Annotated in this window: 11 protein-coding genes (1 of these 11 only partly in view); all 11 read right to left on the bottom strand. The window is 66.2% G+C overall.

From position 1 onward, the window contains the following. Window positions 1-6: 6 nt before the first annotated feature. On the bottom strand, window positions 7-3,324 hold the full coding sequence (locus TQ38_RS22625; protein WP_043978366.1) for a glycosyltransferase: 3,318 nt from the start codon (window positions 3,322-3,324) through the stop codon (window positions 7-9). A gap of 127 nt (window positions 3,325-3,451) precedes the next feature. Then, window positions 3,452-3,649 carry a hypothetical protein gene (locus TQ38_RS22620; RefSeq protein WP_043978368.1) on the bottom strand — a complete coding sequence of 66 codons (198 nt, stop codon included), beginning with the start codon at window positions 3,647-3,649 and terminating at the stop codon, window positions 3,452-3,454. Between the two features lie 2 nt (window positions 3,650-3,651). After that, complete coding sequence (locus tag TQ38_RS22615) at window positions 3,652-4,419, bottom strand: AcvB/VirJ family lysyl-phosphatidylglycerol hydrolase (RefSeq protein WP_052505912.1); 768 nt, start codon at window positions 4,417-4,419, stop codon at window positions 3,652-3,654. Then, complete coding sequence (mprF, locus tag TQ38_RS22610; RefSeq protein ID WP_043978371.1) at window positions 4,416-7,067, bottom strand: bifunctional lysylphosphatidylglycerol flippase/synthetase MprF; 2,652 nt, start codon at window positions 7,065-7,067, stop codon at window positions 4,416-4,418. Before mprF ends, TQ38_RS22615 begins: the two co-directional genes overlap by 4 nt. After that, window positions 7,064-7,498 carry a DUF2147 domain-containing protein gene (locus TQ38_RS22605; RefSeq protein ID WP_043978373.1) on the bottom strand — a complete coding sequence of 145 codons (435 nt, stop codon included), beginning with the start codon at window positions 7,496-7,498 and terminating at the stop codon, window positions 7,064-7,066. The genes mprF and TQ38_RS22605 overlap by 4 nt, the downstream gene beginning before the upstream one ends. Before the next feature lie 193 nt (window positions 7,499-7,691). After that, a complete protein-coding gene (locus TQ38_RS22600) occupies window positions 7,692-9,305 on the bottom strand; it encodes a cell wall metabolism sensor histidine kinase WalK (RefSeq protein WP_043978415.1) in 1,614 nt (537 codons plus the stop codon). Then, entirely contained in the window at window positions 9,302-10,042 is a 741-nt protein-coding gene (locus tag TQ38_RS22595; RefSeq protein WP_043978375.1) for a response regulator transcription factor, read from the bottom strand. The genes TQ38_RS22600 and TQ38_RS22595 overlap by 4 nt, the downstream gene beginning before the upstream one ends. 116 nt (window positions 10,043-10,158) lie before the next feature. Continuing rightward, a complete protein-coding gene (locus tag TQ38_RS22590; RefSeq protein WP_043978377.1) occupies window positions 10,159-11,223 on the bottom strand; it encodes an NAD(P)-dependent alcohol dehydrogenase in 1,065 nt (354 codons plus the stop codon). A gap of 245 nt (window positions 11,224-11,468) precedes the next feature. Next, on the bottom strand, window positions 11,469-14,297 hold the full coding sequence (locus TQ38_RS22585) for an EAL domain-containing protein (RefSeq protein WP_043978379.1): 2,829 nt from the start codon (window positions 14,295-14,297) through the stop codon (window positions 11,469-11,471). 137 nt (window positions 14,298-14,434) lie between these two features. After that, window positions 14,435-15,031 carry a biliverdin-producing heme oxygenase gene (locus tag TQ38_RS22580; RefSeq protein ID WP_043978382.1) on the bottom strand — a complete coding sequence of 199 codons (597 nt, stop codon included), beginning with the start codon at window positions 15,029-15,031 and terminating at the stop codon, window positions 14,435-14,437. 67 nt (window positions 15,032-15,098) lie between these two features. After that, a protein-coding gene (locus tag TQ38_RS22575; protein ID WP_043978384.1) for a TonB-dependent hemoglobin/transferrin/lactoferrin family receptor crosses the window boundary here: on the bottom strand, window positions 15,099-16,459 show its 3' portion. It continues 856 nt past the right edge of the window; the window shows 1,361 of its 2,217 coding nt (coding positions 857-2,217); the start codon falls outside the window, past its right edge; it ends in the stop codon at window positions 15,099-15,101.

Here is a 16,459-nt window from a genome sequence, read left to right as displayed (position 1 = left end):
TCAGCCTCAGGCCGGATGCGCCGCCGTCACCCGGCCCGTGCGCTCCAGCTTGCCCCAGCCAACCACCCAGCCCGCTACGGCGGAGGCGATGGCGCGCAGCACCACCCAGTACATGATCTGGCGATAGACCAGCCGCTGCGCCACCAGCAGGTGGGCCGGATAAGGCACCTTGTGCCCGTCCAGACGATAGGCAACCCAGCCGCACAGCACGTCGATCGCGGTGAATACGGTCCAGTAGACCGCCATGGTTCCCACGTCTCCGCGCGTTTGCGCCCAGCCATGGGCCAAGACGCGCACTGCCGTCCCGATGATCGACATGACCAGCGCCAGGTCGATCAGGGGCGAGATCGCCGCAAAGCCGATCTGGAACAGCCAGGCCTGCGGCAGACCCACCAGACCCAGCCCGGAAGGCTTCCGGCGCGAGATCACCTTGCGGTGCTTCCACAGGCATTGCAGCGTGCCGAACGCCCAGCGGAAACGCTGCTTGGCCAGCGCGGCAAAGCTTTCGGGCGCCTCGGTCCAGGCAACGGCGCGCGGATCGTAGGTGACGCGCCAGCCGGCGCGCTGGATGGCGATGGTGAGATCCTGATCCTCTGCCAGCGTGTCCTCGGGATAGCCGCCGACCGAATCCAGCGCCGTGCGCCGCCATGCACCCACTGCGCCGGGCACCACGGTCATCGCGTCGAAGCCCGCCAGGGCGCGGCGCTCCAGGTTCTGCGCGGTGATGTATTCCACCGCCTGCCAGCGCGTGACGAGGTTCACCCGGTTGCCCACCCGCGCATCGCCGGCAACCGCGCCGATCTCCGGGTCGGCGAACCAGCGGGCGAGGCGGCGGATCGTCTCCGGCTCGAACTGCGTGTCCGCGTCCAGCGCGATGACGACATCGCCTGTCGCATCGCGCAGCGCCCGGTTCAGGGCCGCAGCCTTGCCGCCGTTGCGCAGCGTTAGCAGCGTCACACGCGGGTCTTCGCCGAAGATCTCGCGCACGATGGTGCTGGTGGCGTCCTTGGATCCATCGTCGGCGACGATCACCTGCAAGGCAGGGTAATCGCTTGCCAGCACCCGCGCGATCGAGCCGGCAATTACCCGCTCCTCGTTGAAGGCGGGGATGATGACCGATACGGTGGGCTCGTAATGCGGCGGTTCGGCGCGCTGGCGGCGGCTCTGGAACCAGGCGAGACCGGCCATGATGACGGCGCGCGCCATGCCCAGCGAGATCGCGACATAGAACACCCAGGCTAGGATCGCGGAAACCGTCATCAGCAAGACGAAGGCCGCAACGTCGACCCGCACAGCCGCCAGATCGGGCGAGGAAATCACCGGCATCGCACGGGCCTGCGGAATACCGACCAGCTGCGAAGCCGTAACGAAGCTATAGCCTTCGCCCTTGAGCGTCTCGATAATGCGCGGCAGCGCGGCCACCGTCTCGGCGCGGTTGCCGCCGCCGTCGTGCAGGAGGATCACGTTCATCGCATTGGTGCTCGACGCGGAATGAACCTGATCGAGGACCTGCTGGACAATCGATTCGGTCCCCGGTCGCTGCCAGTCGTTCGGATCGACGTGAAGGCCGACAACGGTATAGCCCGCTTTCTGTGCTTCCAGGGCTGGCCCCAGTTCGTCGGGCGTGGTCGGCTCGGCGTCCCCGAAATAGGGGGCGCGGAACAAGGTCATGCTGCGCCCGGTATAGGCTTCCACCAGCCGCTGGGTGGCGTTCAGTTCAAGACGGGTTTGCTGGCCCCCGGCATTGGCGAGGTTGGGATGGGTATAGGTGTGGTTGCCCAGTTCGTCCCCGTCGGCGACGATGCGCTTGAGCAGGCCGGGACTGCCGAGCGCGTTTTCGCCGATGACGAAGAACGTGCCGGGGACGTGCGCTGCTTCCAGTTCGTTCAGGATCAGCGGGGTCCAGGTGGGATCGGGGCCATCGTCGAAGGTCAGCGCCAGGACCTTGGGGTTGGAGCCTCCGGCACGCTGGACCACGTAAGGCGTGGGCAGGGATTGGTACTGTTCATCCCGGATCATGCCCTCGGCGTCGAAGCGGACGGCGCGGTCGCCATCGCGCGGGGTGGCGGTGATGCGCAGGATTTCGCCCGAGCCCTCGATGTCTGCGCTGCTGAGCGCCTTGGGGGTGGAAAGGTCCGGCGTGCCGCCCTTGCGGAATGCGGCAAGGTCGGCCCAGAAGCCCGAATCCTCGGTCCCCAGACGCCACATCGCCATGTCCTGGATGCCCAGCCGCTTCAGGGCGGCCAGCTCGTTCCAGTTGGTGGCCGCATCCAGCATCCAGATCGTGTGATGCCCCCCTCCCCCGGCGCCCGCGTCATCGTCATAGGCGAAGGCCGCATTGCCGCTGGCGGGGTCGAACGAAACCTTCGCGCCGCTGTCATGCGCGGCCAGCCATGCGTCCTCGATCGATAGGGCGTCCGTATCGTCGCCGTGCCAGTCGTAGGCATAGCTGCCCAGCGCTACGACGATCCGGTCGGGGCCGATGCGCTTCAGGGCGCCCTGCACTTCGCGCAGGAACCAGTCCTGCGGCGCGATCGGGCCCGCCTCGCCGCCTTCCCAATGCTGGTCGTAGGCCATGAAGATGATCTTGTCTGAAACCTTTGCCAGCGCTTCGAGCGGCCAGCCCTCGGTGTCCGCAGGCACCGTCACCGCCAGATGCGAGCCTTGCGGGAGGGCAGCGCGAAGTTCGCTGAGAAAGGCGATATAGTCCGGCATGGCGCTGGTGGGCAGCGCCTCGAAATCCATCACCAGCCCCTTCTCGCCGCGCTGGGCGACCATAGTGCCCAGGCGCTGCTCGAAAGCGCGGCGCTGAGCCTTGTCGTGCATCAGCGAGGCGGCGCCGGCGCCGTCCCACTCGGTCGCGCCGAAGTTCTGCACCATCGGCAGCACCTTGAAGCGATGCGCCTCCCCGGCGACGAGGTGGTCGAAGCGCGCATCGCTTTCGATCTGCACATCGTGGGTTGGCCCGGACACACTGACGAGCGCCGGCACCACCCAGTCGAGATCGTTGCCGTGGTGGACCAGCGACAGGAAACTGGAATCATTGTTCGGCACATAGAAGCCGATGCTCAGCGGCTTCTGCTGCCCGGCGGGGTGCAGTTTGGGCAGCCACGAGGTCAGCCGGTGCTTGAGCGGCGATCCATGCAGGGAGGAGGCGTGCAGGCGCTGGAGGGGCAGTTCAAGCTCGCGCTGGGCCGGCACCGCGACCAGCGTGGTCGCAAAGGCCACCGCACCGATGATGACGGCCACCAGCAGCAGGGAGAGGACACGCCGCGCCCAGCGGCTGCGGCGTCCGGTGGGATCGTAGAAGATGGGCTTGGACATGACGGCTTTCCGGCGATGCGCGAGGGATAACGACCTGCCGGATAGGCCCCCCGTCATGAGGGCGACCTGAGCGCTGCCTTAAATTTTCGTCATGTTCGGCCCGCCCGGCTCCAAGCCCGCCGCAGGATCACCCCATCATGCCGGAGCGGAACCAGCGCCGCAGCGAGGGCAGGCGCCGCAACTCGCAGCCGCAGACCCGGCAACGGCAGCTCTGGATGCCCGACGCGTCCACCGCGATGTTCGAAGCCGCGACGTGTCGTTCGGCCCGGCAGTCTGCCAGGGTTCCCTGCGCACGGCGGCCGAGGCGGGCGGGATCACTCGCCATGCTCAGACCTCCGCTTCGGGCACGGCGGCGCGCAGCGCGCCAAGCGTTGCCGCGATGACCCCCGCGCGGTCGTGATTGAGATGATGGTTGCCCGGCAGCCCGATGACGCGGGCGCCGGTGCCTGTCAGCCCGGGGCAGAGGCTGTCCGTCTCCTCGCGCCCGTAGACGCAGATCACCGGCGCCCAATGCACCGCGCGCAAGGCCTGCAGCGGCCGTGCGTCGGGGGCGCCGAGGTAGGCCAGGGTGCTGGGATCGGCGCGGAAGTAGACATCCTGGGCCGGCACTGTCAGGTCGATTGCCAGGATGCGCGCGCGAAGATCCGGCGGCAGGTCCGGCGCGGCGGTGGCGACGATGTCCGCTCCGTAGGACTGGGCCATCAGCAATATCCGGTCGGCTCCGGTGCGGGCAAGCGCAAGGCGGATAGCCCCGGCGACAACGGCGTCCGCCTCTGTCCGCGAGTGATGGTGGGCGAAAACCACGGGGGAGTTGATCCCGACAACGGGAATCCCCCTGTCCGCAATGGCCTGCGCGATGTGCGCGCCCATGCCGAATTTGAACCCCATGTCGCCCGAAAGAAACACCGCCGCCAGCCGTAATCGCCCCGCGCGCGCAGGCCCCGATGCCGGGAACATCTTGACCGGCTCGGACCCCAGCAAGTGCAGCGCCGGAGCATTTGTCACCGCAATCGCCAACGCCGCCAGCACAAGCAGGCACAGCAGCAGGCAGCGATGGAGCGGGCGCGCCAAGGGGCGGGAAGACGGATTTGTCATGCCGGCAACATTCTTTCGAGAGGGCGGGGGTGAACGGTGGAGGATTCGGGCACCTGCACGGTGCGCCGGGCGGCGGCGGGCGCGGCGGCAGGGCCGCTGCCGATCAGGCGCGATACGTCGTGCAGCCCCTGAATCAGACCGATGCCATGCGGCCCGGCGACGTAGCGAGGCTCCCAGTGCGGCGCGAACTTCTCCTTGTAGCCGCGCAGACCGCGAAAGCCGTAGAAGCTCTCGCCATGCCGGAACACCAGCGCGGCGGCCTTGGCCCAGGCGGGCGCGAGGTGCCGCCCGTCGATCCCCGACAAAGGCACCTGGCCCAGGGTAAAGCGCCGATATCCGCGCGCCTTGGCCCAGACCAGCAGGTTGGCGAACAGGAAGTCCATCGTCCCGCGCGGGGCATCGGCGCGGTGGCGCATGAGGTCTACCGAAGCCTCGGCCTTGTCCTGCGTCAGCCACAGGTTGGCGAAGGCAACGATGCGCCCCTCCACCATGACCAGCGCCATGTCGAAGTTGCACAGGTATTCGCGCTCGAAACTGCCGAGGCTGAAGCCTTTCTCGCGGTGGCCCTTCGCGGCCATCCACTCGGCCGAGATGGCCTCCAGTTCGTCCAGGATCACTGGCACGGCGGCGGCAGGAACCACGCGCAGGCTCGCCCCGGCCTTGGCGGCGACCCGCTCGGACTTGCGCACGCTGCGCAATTGCGGCGTGCCCAGTTCGAAAGCGGGGAGGTCAACGATTGCCTCCTCTCCGTATTTCACGATCTGCAGCCCCATGCCGATGGCAAGATCGAGCGCGGCGGGGGATACTTCATACAGCATCAACCGCCCCTGCTGGCGGTGCGACAGGTCGCGGATCGCCCAGAGCAGTTCGCCCCAGGATTGCTCCGCGCCTACCGGATCGCCCATGACGACCCAGCTCGATCCCTTGACCTGGTACATGATGAAAGCATCGCGCGCGGCGGAGACCAGGAAGCGCTTGTCGCCGGTCAGCGCCAGCATCGCCTCGGTCCGCCCGCTGGTGGCGAGGATGGCGCGGATTGCCGGACCCGCCTCCTCCACGCTTTCGCCGTGAGGGCGCGACGCCGAGGGCGCGAAAAGCCGCCACAGGGCAAAACCGGCAAGGAACACGGCGCAGGCCAGCGCGGCCCGCAAGTAGCGCGGGGCATTGGCCTGCAGCGCGAACTTCCACCACAGATCGTCGTCGTAGGGAATGTGGCGGTAGGCAAACATCCCGGCCCATAGCGCCAGCCCGCCGACCATCGCGATCGCCGCCAGCCAGCCGGCGGTCAGCGGCGTCTCGGTCAGCGCAGTGCGGCGGTAGAAGGCGCCGCGCGTCAGCTGGAGCAGGCCGGCAAGCGCAAGGCAGGCTGCCGCCTCCTCATAGTCGATACCCTTGGTCAGCGAGAAGAAGGCCCCCGCCACCAGCAGCAGCCGCGTCGCCAGGCAGGCTCCGTCCAGCCGGCGGTAAAGCCCCGGCGCCAGCAGCAGCAGCGCCGTGCCCACAAGGCTGGCGGCAATGTGGCTCGCCTCGATGAAGGGCAGCGGCAGGAAATCGGCAAGCAGGCCCATGCGGGCATGGATTGCCGGCAACGAACCCGACAGGAGCAGCATCCCGCCGCCCAGGAATGCCGAGCAGCTCAGCAGCAGCGGCGAGAGGCTGGTGGCCAGCGTATGCATGCCGCCGACCAGTTGGGCGAGGCGGCGGCTGCGGCGGCTTTCGTGCCAGGCCAGCAGCAGCGCCGCCAGCACCAGCGGCAGCAGATAATAGACGAGGCGATAGGCGATCAGCGCGGCGAACAGCGTCGCCCGGTCTCCCGGCACGATGGCAAGGACCACTGCCTCGAACACGCCCAGACCGCCGGGAACATGGCTTACCAACGCAACGACTATGCCCAGCGCATAGGCCAGCACGAAGGCGGGCAGCAGGGCCGGAGCAGCGCCGGGGAGCAGCACGAAAAGCGCCGCCGCCGCGCAGGACAGGTCGACGAAGCCGATGCCTATCTGCGCCATGATCTGTCCCGGGCGCGGCAACGGCAGGCTTACGCCCATAACCCGAAGCGGGCTTTTTACGCGCGCCGCCGCGACTACCAGCACCGCCATGAACACCACCATCGCCGCGCCCGCAAGGTGGGTGAGACCTGCCCCCAGCGCTACTCCGGGCAGGTCCAGCCCGCCGGGATGAAACAGCATGGCAGCGCCCGCGATCGTGATGACCCCGGCCCAGAAATTGCCCGCCGCCAGCGCCACCACCCGCGCGACATCAGGCCCGTCGAGCCCCGCCGCGACGTAGATGCGATAGCGCGCAGAGCCGCCGGTCAGCAGCGAAAGGCCCAGGTTGTGGCTGAGGGTATAGCTGGTGAACGAGGCCAGCGCCGCCGTTCGCCAGGGCAGCGGGCGCCCGACGATGCGCAGCGCAAGGTAATCGTAGAATGTCAGCGCGAGGTAGCTTGCAGCGGTGAACCCCAGCGCCAGCACGATCTGGGCGGTGGTCAGCGCATGAACAGCCGCGCGAACCTGCGAATAGCGGATCTCGTGCGTCAGGGCATCGAGCGCGGCAAAGCCCAGCGCGATCACCGCCAGCACCACGCCCAGCGTAACCAAACGCCGCCGCCGTTCGATCAGGGCAATAAGGCTGCGCAGGGGTTTCATGCCGGTACTTGCCCGATACGGGTCCAGACCTGCGACTTGCATAGCAGCCCGCCCAGGATGCAGCCCTTGACCTTCAATTGCGTAGGCGAAAGCTGGTCGATCTCGGACGTGAAGCGGCGGCCCATGTCGGGCACGAACACGGTGCCGCTCCAGGTGCCATGGCCATGAAAGCGGTAGTCTTGAAGGATTTCAGTGCCGAGCAGGCGGGGCACATCGCTGTCACGCGCATCGGCCTGGGCCTGGGTACTGGCCCACACGATCCGGCCGCACAGGGTTGGCGTCCGGTTCTGGCCGCACGCATCGGTATGCACGGCGACGGTGTGTTTCGGGTTCAGCCAGATGCCTTCGGCATCGGCCGCCGCATGTCCCTCACTCGCGAAGGCAGGCCCGGCGATCGCGACGAGGAAAGGGATGAGCAAGGTATATCGCATGGCGGACTCCGTGGGGCTACCATCGCAGTACGCATGCCTGGATTGCATCGCCCTCACGGGCAGATGAAATATCGGCAATGTCAGGGCTACAGGCTGAAGCATGGGACCGGTGCGAGGGAGCTTTGCACCTTGACCCCGCCGCACGGCCGCTATCCCTCCCCGTCCCGCCGCTTGGGTCAGTCGAACCCGGTAGCTATTCGGCTACTCTCACCGTGTGATCCTCTGCCTTGGGACACAGCACGCGGAAATGCGCGCCTTGTGGCGAGCGCAGCAATTCCAGCACACCGCCATACGCATCGAGCAGCGAGCGGGCTATGGCGAGGCCCAGCCCGGTGCCCCCTTCCTCGCGCTTGCTGGTGAAGAAAGGGTCGAACACCCGCTCCCGGTCTGCCTCTGGAATGCCAGGCCCGTCATCGACAAGATCAAGGCGTACCCAGTCGTCGTCCTGCACCGTCAACGTCACCTCCAGCCGGGACGCCCCCGCCTGCCGCGCGTTCTCGGCCAGCGTGGTCAGCACCGCCTCCAGTGCGCCGGGGTCCATGGCAACCGCAGGAACCAGCGTCGAGGATGGCTCGGACAGCAAGAGATTCACGCGGAACCGGTCACGCGTCATGGCATCGGCCATGGAGGCGAGGATACCGTGGACCGGTGCGCTGGCATCGGGCTCTCTCACAAGGACGTCCGCCCGCGCCAGTTCCATCAGCCGTCCCACAAGGCGCGAGAGGCGCCGCGCATCGGCGGCCATATTGGCAAGAAACCGCTCGCGGTCGGCCAAAGCCATGTCGCCGCCGTGGTCCTGCAACAGCTCGATGGCGCCGGACATCGCGGCCAGCGGGGTCTTGAACTCATGGCTGACCGAGGCAGCGAAATCACGCAAGTAGCGCGAACGTTTCTCGATGCTGTCGGCCATCTGCTCGAAATCGTGGAACAGGGCCCTGATCTCCACCACCTGCAGCGAAGACTGCCGCGCCGCGACTCGCCTGCCCGAGGCCAGTTCGCGCGTTGCCTGGCTAAGCCGCTCCACCGGCCTCACGATCGCGCGCGACAGCACCGATGTCAGCGCGAACAGCAGCCCCAGGATCACCACACCGCCCAGCGCGATCTTGCCCCGGTCCTCGTAGATGCCAAGGAAAAGCGCGCGCGGCGAGCGTGATAACAGCAGGACCCCCACCACCTTGCCGTCGACCATGATCGGGCGTGCATGGTGCAGGCGGATCTGCGCAGCCCGGCTCAGCCATTCCAGCGGATAGCGGCGCACGTACCCTTCGTTCTTGCGCAGCACCGTCACCGCGCTGCCGCCCAGCGCGATGCGCACTTCCGGCAGCATGGCAAAGCTGCGCCCGCCGGCCTGCCCGTTGAGCAGCACGCCGTGCCGGTCGAGCATCAGGATCGCGGCAAGCGTCGTCACCTTGGTTTCCCGGAACGCAGGCATCATCTGGCGGGCCAGCACCAGCGCCGCCGGGTCCGGCAGCCTGTTGGTGATGGCCGCGCGCGGACGAGGCGGCAGGATCGGGGAGGAGCGCAAGTCAACCTCGGTCTTGCGCTCGTGATAGCGCTGCGTGTCCTCCAGCGGCACGGCCTGCATCGGAATGCCTCGCGCCACGATCGCAGCGCTGGCAGCCAGCGCCGCGCCCTGCGCCACAAGCTCCGCCTCGGTCCGGCGCACCAGCGCGTTTTCGTAAACGCGCAGGAAAATCGCACCGAGGCCGGGCAAGGCCGCCACGAACAGCAGCGTGCCCAGCAGAAACGTGCGCAGGCGAAGGACCGGCCAGAACCGGCCGACCAGGCCCTTGAGCCGAGGGATCATGACGAGGCCGCGGCTCCGGCACATGCGCCCATGCGGTAGCCGATCCCGGCGCGCGTCTCGATCACGTCGCTGCCGCCCACGTCGGCGAACTTGCGCCGCAGGTTGCGCACGTGGCTGTCCACGGTCCGGTCCGTCATCGCAAAGCCGGGGCCCCGGAAACGGTCGATCATCTGGTCGCGGGAGAAGATGCGTGCCGGAGCTTCCAGCAAGGTGCGCAGGATGGTGAACTCGGTAGCGGTCAGGCTCACCTCCTGGCCTTGCCACTGCGCGGTCCAGCTTTCGGGATCGAGGCTGAGCAGGCCCTGGCGCAGCACTCCGGCGCTTTGCGCCGCCGCTGGCTTTTCCGTTTCCGCCTTGTCTTGCGGAGGCCGGGCGGCGGTGCGCCGCAGGATCGCGGCCGCGCGGGCCACCACCTCACGCGGAGAAAATGGCTTCACCACATAATCGTCGCCGCCCAGTTCGATACCGAGCACGCGGTCGCTCTCGTCATCGCGCGAGGACAGGAAGAAGATCGGCACTTCGCTGTCCGCCCGCAGGCGGCGGCACACTTCCAGCCCGTCCATGCGCGGCATGTTGATGTCGAGGATGACAAGGTCGGGGCCGTGGCCCTTCACCTTCTCCAGCGCTTCCTCACCGTCACCGGCTTCGATCGTGGCGAACCCCGCCTTGGTGAAGGCAAAGACCAGAAGCTGGCGTATGTGAGGGTCGTCGTCGACGATCAGGATCGTGGCAGGCATGGCCCCATGATCATCTCCCGCTCGCTCCTGTCAATGCAGAGAGCAAAAGGGAGCAGAAGAAGCGGCGTCCCCGACTGGGCGGGGACGCCGGTATCTACCCGAAAAGCGCGGCAGCCTTAGGCTGCTACGTCCTTTGCAAGCGAAGCGCTGTCGATCACGAAGCGGTAGCGTACGTCGCTGCGGACCATGCGGTCGTAAGCCTCGTCGATCTGCTGCATTTCGATCATTTCAACGTCCGAGACGATCCCGTGCTCGGCACAGAAGTCCAGCATTTCCTGCGTTTCGGCGATACCACCGATCAGCGAGCCGGCGATGGTCTTGCGGCCGAAGATCAGCCCGCCGACGTTGGGGGTGGGGTGCGGCTGGTCGGGGACGCCCAGCAGGACCAGCGTACCGTCGCGCTGCAGCAGGTTGACGTAAGTGTCGAGGCTGTGGCTTGCCGCGACCGTGTCAATGATGAGGTCGAAGCTGCCGGCGTGGGCCGCCATCTCGTCCTCGTCGCGCGAAACCACGGCTTCGTCGGCGCCAAGATCCTTGGCATCCTGCCGCTTGGCCGGGGTCGAAGTGAAGGCGACGACATGCGCGCCCATGGCATGGGCGATCTTGATCGCCATGTGACCCAGTCCGCCGATGCCGACGACGCCAACCTTCTTGCCGGGGCCCGCATTCCAGTGGCGCAGCGGCGAGTACGTGGTGATGCCCGCGCAAAGCAGCGGCGCAACGGCGGCGAGCTGTTCCTTGGGGTGGCTGATGGTCAGGACGAAATGCTCGTCGACGACGATGGCCTGCGAATAACCGCCCAGCGTATGGCCCGGCGCATCTGCCGTCGGGGCGCCGTAAGTGCCGGTCCAGCCAGTGGTGCAGTAGTTTTCGAGGTCTTCCTTGCACGAACCGCAATGGCCGCAGCTGTCGACGAGGCAACCTACGCCGACGGTATCGCCCACCTTGAAGCGCGTGACGTCGGCGCCCACGGCGCTGACGGTGCCGACGATTTCATGGCCCGGTACGCAAGGGTACAGCGTCTCGCCCCATTCACCGCGCGCGGTGTGCAGGTCCGAATGGCAGACGCCGCAGTAGCTGATGTCGATCGCGACATCGCGCGGGCCGGTTTCGCGGCGTTCGATCAGCAGCGGTTCGAGCGGACGGGCATTGGCGGAAACGCCATAAGCTTTGACTTGCATGGATGATCCTCGGGAGATGGCTGGGAAAGATGGCTCGGCAGTAAGCGTGTTGCACCTGCGAGATAGTACATGACCATTCCCATGATCAGGCCATCAAAATTGCACGCAGCGATGAGCGATACTCATCGCGAGCGGTGCCTGTCCCTTTTTGACGGCCTTGAATGGGCGCCCTGCCACCATGCCATGCGCGGCGTCATCCGCCTCTTAGCCGCGCGCCATTCCGATTGCGAAGATACACCGCGCGATCAGGCTGCCGAAGCGGCCCTCACCGGCAACTCATCGACTAGCCCGGTTATCACGACATGCCCGGCAGAAAGGCTGGGTGAGGCCCCGGGCCGTCCGAAATAGTACCCCTGAGCTTCGTCGCATCCCTGCTCCTTCAGTAATGCAACCTGATCGAGCGTCTCCACGCCTTCGGCCAGGACCGGGACGTTCAGGCTCTGCCCCAAAGCGAGGACGGCCTTGATGATCGCCCGCGCCTGACCGCTGGTCTGCGAGCGCAGCAGGAAAGATTTGTCGATCTTGATCTTGTCGAACGGGAAGGAATGGAGCGTGTCGAGCGAGGAATAGCCGGTGCCGAAATCATCCATTGCGATGCTGATGCCCAGCGCCTTGATCTGGCGCAGCAAGTGCAGCGCGCGCAGCTTGTCGCCGATGATCGCGGTTTCGGTGATCTCAAGTTCAAGCCGCCGGGGCGAAAGCCCGGTCTCGATCAGAATGCCGTGCACCACCTGGACCAGATCGCTCTGAGAGAGCTGGACGGCGGAAAGGTTCACGGCGATCTTCAGTTCGTTGGGCCATGCCATCGCCTCGATGCAGGCTTGGCGCAGGACCCATTCGCCGATGCGGAATATCTCGCCGGTTTCCTCGGCAATCGGGATGAAGTCGTCAGGCGCGATGAAGCCGCGCGTCGGGTGTTCCCAGCGCAGCAGCGCCTCGTACCCGGTCATCTCGCCGGTCGCCAGGCCATGCTGCGGCTGATATACTAGCGTCAGTTCATTGCGGTCGAGGGCATGACGAAGATCGTTGGCGATCTGGCGGCGAGCGCGCGCCGTTTCGTCCATTTCCGGCTCGTAGTAAGCAAGCCGCTCACCCACGTTCGCCTTGGCACGGTACATCGCGAGGTCAGCGTTGTTGAGCAGCTGTTCGCGCTGATCGCCGTCCTGCGGGAACACCGCCACGCCAATGCTGGCGCCCAGATAGAAGCTATTGTCCGCCGGTCCGAACGGGGTTGCGAAGCAGTTCTCCAGCCGGCCGAGGAACGCGGCCAGTTCGGCCTTGTCCTTGAAGCGCTTGGCGGCGGCGAACTCGTCTCCTCCGAGCCGGGCAACGACCTCGCCCTCCGTCAGCACATCAAGCAGGCGCTTCGAAAGGTGCTGCAGGGCAGCATCGCCGGCGCTGTGGCCGCGCGTGTCGTTGATTTCCTTGAAGCGGTCGAGGTCGATCATCACCGAGGTCAATTGATGGCCGAAGTGGCGGGCCTGCTCCAGTTCCGCGTCGATCCAGTGTGCGAAGCTGGAACGGTTGGGCAGCCCGGTAAGGCTGTCGTGCATCGCCATATGCGCGATCTTGGCATCGGAGCGGCGACGCTCGGTGATGTCTTCGAACGTCGTCACCCAGCCGCCGCCAGGCATGGCGCGGCTGACCATCGAGACGACCAGCGTATCGCCGAATTCCAGGATTTCCGGCGTGGAACCGGCATCGGCGGCGGGCCGCGCGAAAAGGCGGCGCATCTCTTCGATCGGACGCTGCGACCCGGCAGGGCAGGTCACTCCGTTCAGCGCGGTACGGGCGACCTGTTCGATCGTCATGCCGGGCAGGTGCACGTCGAGGTCGATCCTCCAGATCTGCGTGAAGCGGGCGTTGACCAGCAGCAGGCGCTTGTCCGCGCCGAACAGGCACAGGCCCTGATGCATGTTGCCCAGCGCCGCGTCGAGGTGCCCCGTCATTTCCTTCAGTCGGTCCGCGTCTTCCTTGAAGCGGTCCATGTCGCGGGTGATCTTGGCGAAGCCGATGTGCTCGCCGTTTTCGTCGGCAATCTTCTCGATCGTGACGTGGGCCCAGAAACGCGTCCCGTCACGGCGCATGCGCCAGCCCTCGCCGACGTACTTGCCGGTTCGCATGGCCATCGTCATCGCCCGCTTGGGCAGACCTTCGGCGCGGTCCTCGGGCGTGTAGAACTGTTCCAGCGGCATGCCGATGACTTCGCTTTCCGCGTAACCCTTGAGGCGCTGCGCGCCCGCATTCCAGTTGGCGACCTTGCCGTCGCGGTCCAGCATGTAGATGGCGCAGTCGGTGATGCCCTTTACCAGGATGGACATGTCCCGCTCGGTCGCATGAAGCGTAAGGCGCGCACGGCGGGCCATCGCCAACACTGCGATGCAGGTGGTGAGCAGGCAGAGCGATCCTGCCGTGATCATCATCGCCATGCTGTCACGGGAAAGCAGCACGCCGGTGCGCAGCTTCAGCGGGGCTGGCACCAGTTCGACCGCCGTCATGCCGATGAAGTGCAGCAGCACGACCGACAGCGTCAACAGCAGGCCTGCGGCGATGGCGCCCCGCATGGTGCGCCCGCGCACCGCAAGGGCCAGCGCCGGGTAAGTCGGCAGGACCACGCAGATAAGAGATGCCACGACGTATACGCTGCGCCATTGGATCTGCGCCGGAAGTTCCAGCGCCGACATGCCCAAGTAGTGCATTGCGGCGATGCCGCCGCCGCCGAGCAGGCTGGCCGCAGCAAGTCCCCGGACGTTGGGCCAGGCCATGGCGATGGCGAAGGACATCGTCGTCATCGCGATCGCCACGATCAACGACAGCGCTGTCGCGGGTATCTGGTATCCGGCGATGACGCCCGGGTCATAGCCGAGCATTGCCACGAAGTGAGTCGCCCAGATGCCGAAGCCGATCGCCAGACCGGCGCCCGCGATCCACCGTGCGGCAGCCTTGCCGGAAAGGTGGCGTGCATGGCGGATAAGCTGGACCGCGCTCATCGTGGAGATGACGCAGATCACGGCAGCGAGCAGGACAAACCACTCATTGTGCTGTTCGTGAATACACAGCAAAACGTCGAACATCGAATCTAGTGCCCCTAGGATTAACGGGGCAAAGTTAGCTGCGACTGGTTAACGCGGACCTAAGGCTCTTGAGCGATTGCGTTTTTTCGAAAAAACCGGCGCGAAGGAAGACCCCTGTTGTACCCGTTGAAAGGCCTTTACTCGGATTCCACCAGGCCGTGGACGCGGCGGAAAGCCGCCCTTGCCCCGTCGGCCAATCGCAGTTCCTCGTCTTCCGCCAGTGTCAGGGCGTCGAGCGCGCCGGTGAACGAGCGCCAGTGCTGGGCGCGACCATCAGGGTGCCCCGCCAGATGGCTGGCGCCGCGATTCTCGTCGAGGCCCAGCGCCCGCGCCATCTTGAACAGGAAGGCGGCGCCCAGATTCGATCCTTCGGCCACGTACAGCCAGCCCAGCGCAGTAGGCAGGTCCACCGATGCGCCGGCACCGAAAGGCACTTCGCCGCCCGACTCCGGCAGCGGCAGACCAAGGTCCTCGATATCCTGGCGGATCTGACCGAGACGGCGGCGCTCGGCGAGGTCGGGCAGCAGCGCGGCCAGTTGCTCGTTGGCATATAGCGCGTCGATATCGCGGTGGAACTGGTACTGCACACTCAGGAACCGGCCGCAATTCTCGACGCTGGCGAAAGGTTCGGCAGCCATGATGCGCTTGTCGAGCCGGTCGTGCGTGTCGTTAGTCGCCGCCTTCAGCCTCTTGGCGCGGCTGGCTTCGAGAGGCGCCTGAAGGGTGGTATTCATGGAAACTACTGTCCTTTAAGTGGATAAACGGGCGCGGGCACCGGATGCCCGCGCCGCGTACCGGTCGTTAGAACGACAGGATCATCGATGCCTTCCAGGTCCGTCCCGGCTGGCTGTAGTAAAGCTGCGGTACGGTCGAACTGTCGGGGATGTCGAGGGCGTTGTAGTACGTCTTGTCGAGCAGGTTGTACACGCCGCCCTGCAGACGCAGGCCGTCGAACAGGCCCGGCTTCACCCAGGCGGTGAAATCGACGATGCCGTAGCTGCCCGTCTTGTTGAGTGTAGAGGCGGGGTTTTCCACCTTGTTGCGCGCCGCCGCGACCGTGGCCGACAGGTCTGCCCCAAAGCGCTCCTGCTGATAGCCCACCCCGGCGATGCCGCGCAGCGGCGGAATGGAATTGAGGTAGGTGTCCTCGTCGGTATCCCTGCCGTGGGCGTAGGCGATGGAACCCCATACGCGCCAGTTGTCATCGAACGCCCACTGCGCACTGGCCTCGGCGCCGTAGATGCGCACATGGGCGCGGTTGACGTACTTGAACACGCCGAAGGGGTAGCTGCCGCTCAGCCCGGCTGCGGCGGCGGTGGTGGTGACCGTGTCGATGAAGTTGCGGTAGTAGTTGTCGTAGACGCTGACCTTGAAACCGCGCGCCGCGTCACCGAACTTCGCGCCCACTTCGTAGCCGTTGCTGGTCTCGGGTTTGAGGTCGGGGTTGCCGATGCTGACATAGCTGCCGGTGCCGCCATACGTCAGGTACAATTCGGTAGCGGAAGGCGCGCGGAATGCCCGCGACCACTGGCCGTAGAGGGTGAAGCCCGGCGTCAGGTCGAATTCGGCCAGAACCTTGGGCGATAATTTTGAGTCGCTGGAACGGGCGGGCAGACCTTCGTAGGCCGCGTTGAGCGTGTAGGTCGCCGTTTCCTGCGGGGTACGACGATACCAGTCGTAGCGCAGGCCCGGCGTTAGGTGGAGGGCGCCGAACGTCATGCGGTCCTGGATGTAGAGGCCAAGATCGGTGCTTTTCACGTCGGGCATGTCGGACTGGTTCACGTGCAGGAACGAACAGCTGAAGATCGCGGCCGTGCAGTTATCGACGCCGGCGGCGTACTGGCTGGTCTTGGTCCTGTAAACCTCGCCGCCCAGACTGATCGCATGGTCCACCGCGCCCGTGCTCGCGGCCGCGACGATAGAGCCGTTGAGGCCATACGATTCGTCCTGCAGGTCGCTGTCGCGGTCGTATTCGCCGATCGGAGATGTCAGGCGTGTCGCCTGCGTCCTCGTCCGCAGGTTCAGGCGCTGCCAGTAGCCGACCAGATGCGCCTCGCGAATGACGTCGTCCCCTTGCGACTGGTAATCATACGTCGCCGCCACGCGCTTGCGCTTGTTCTGTTCCAGCGTGGCGTAATCGGAATAAGTCGAGGTCACGCTGG

The sequence above is a fragment of the Novosphingobium sp. P6W genome (genome assembly GCF_000876675.2).
Lineage (GTDB): Bacteria > Pseudomonadota > Alphaproteobacteria > Sphingomonadales > Sphingomonadaceae > Novosphingobium.
This window is presented reverse-complemented; position numbering and strand designations above follow the sequence as displayed.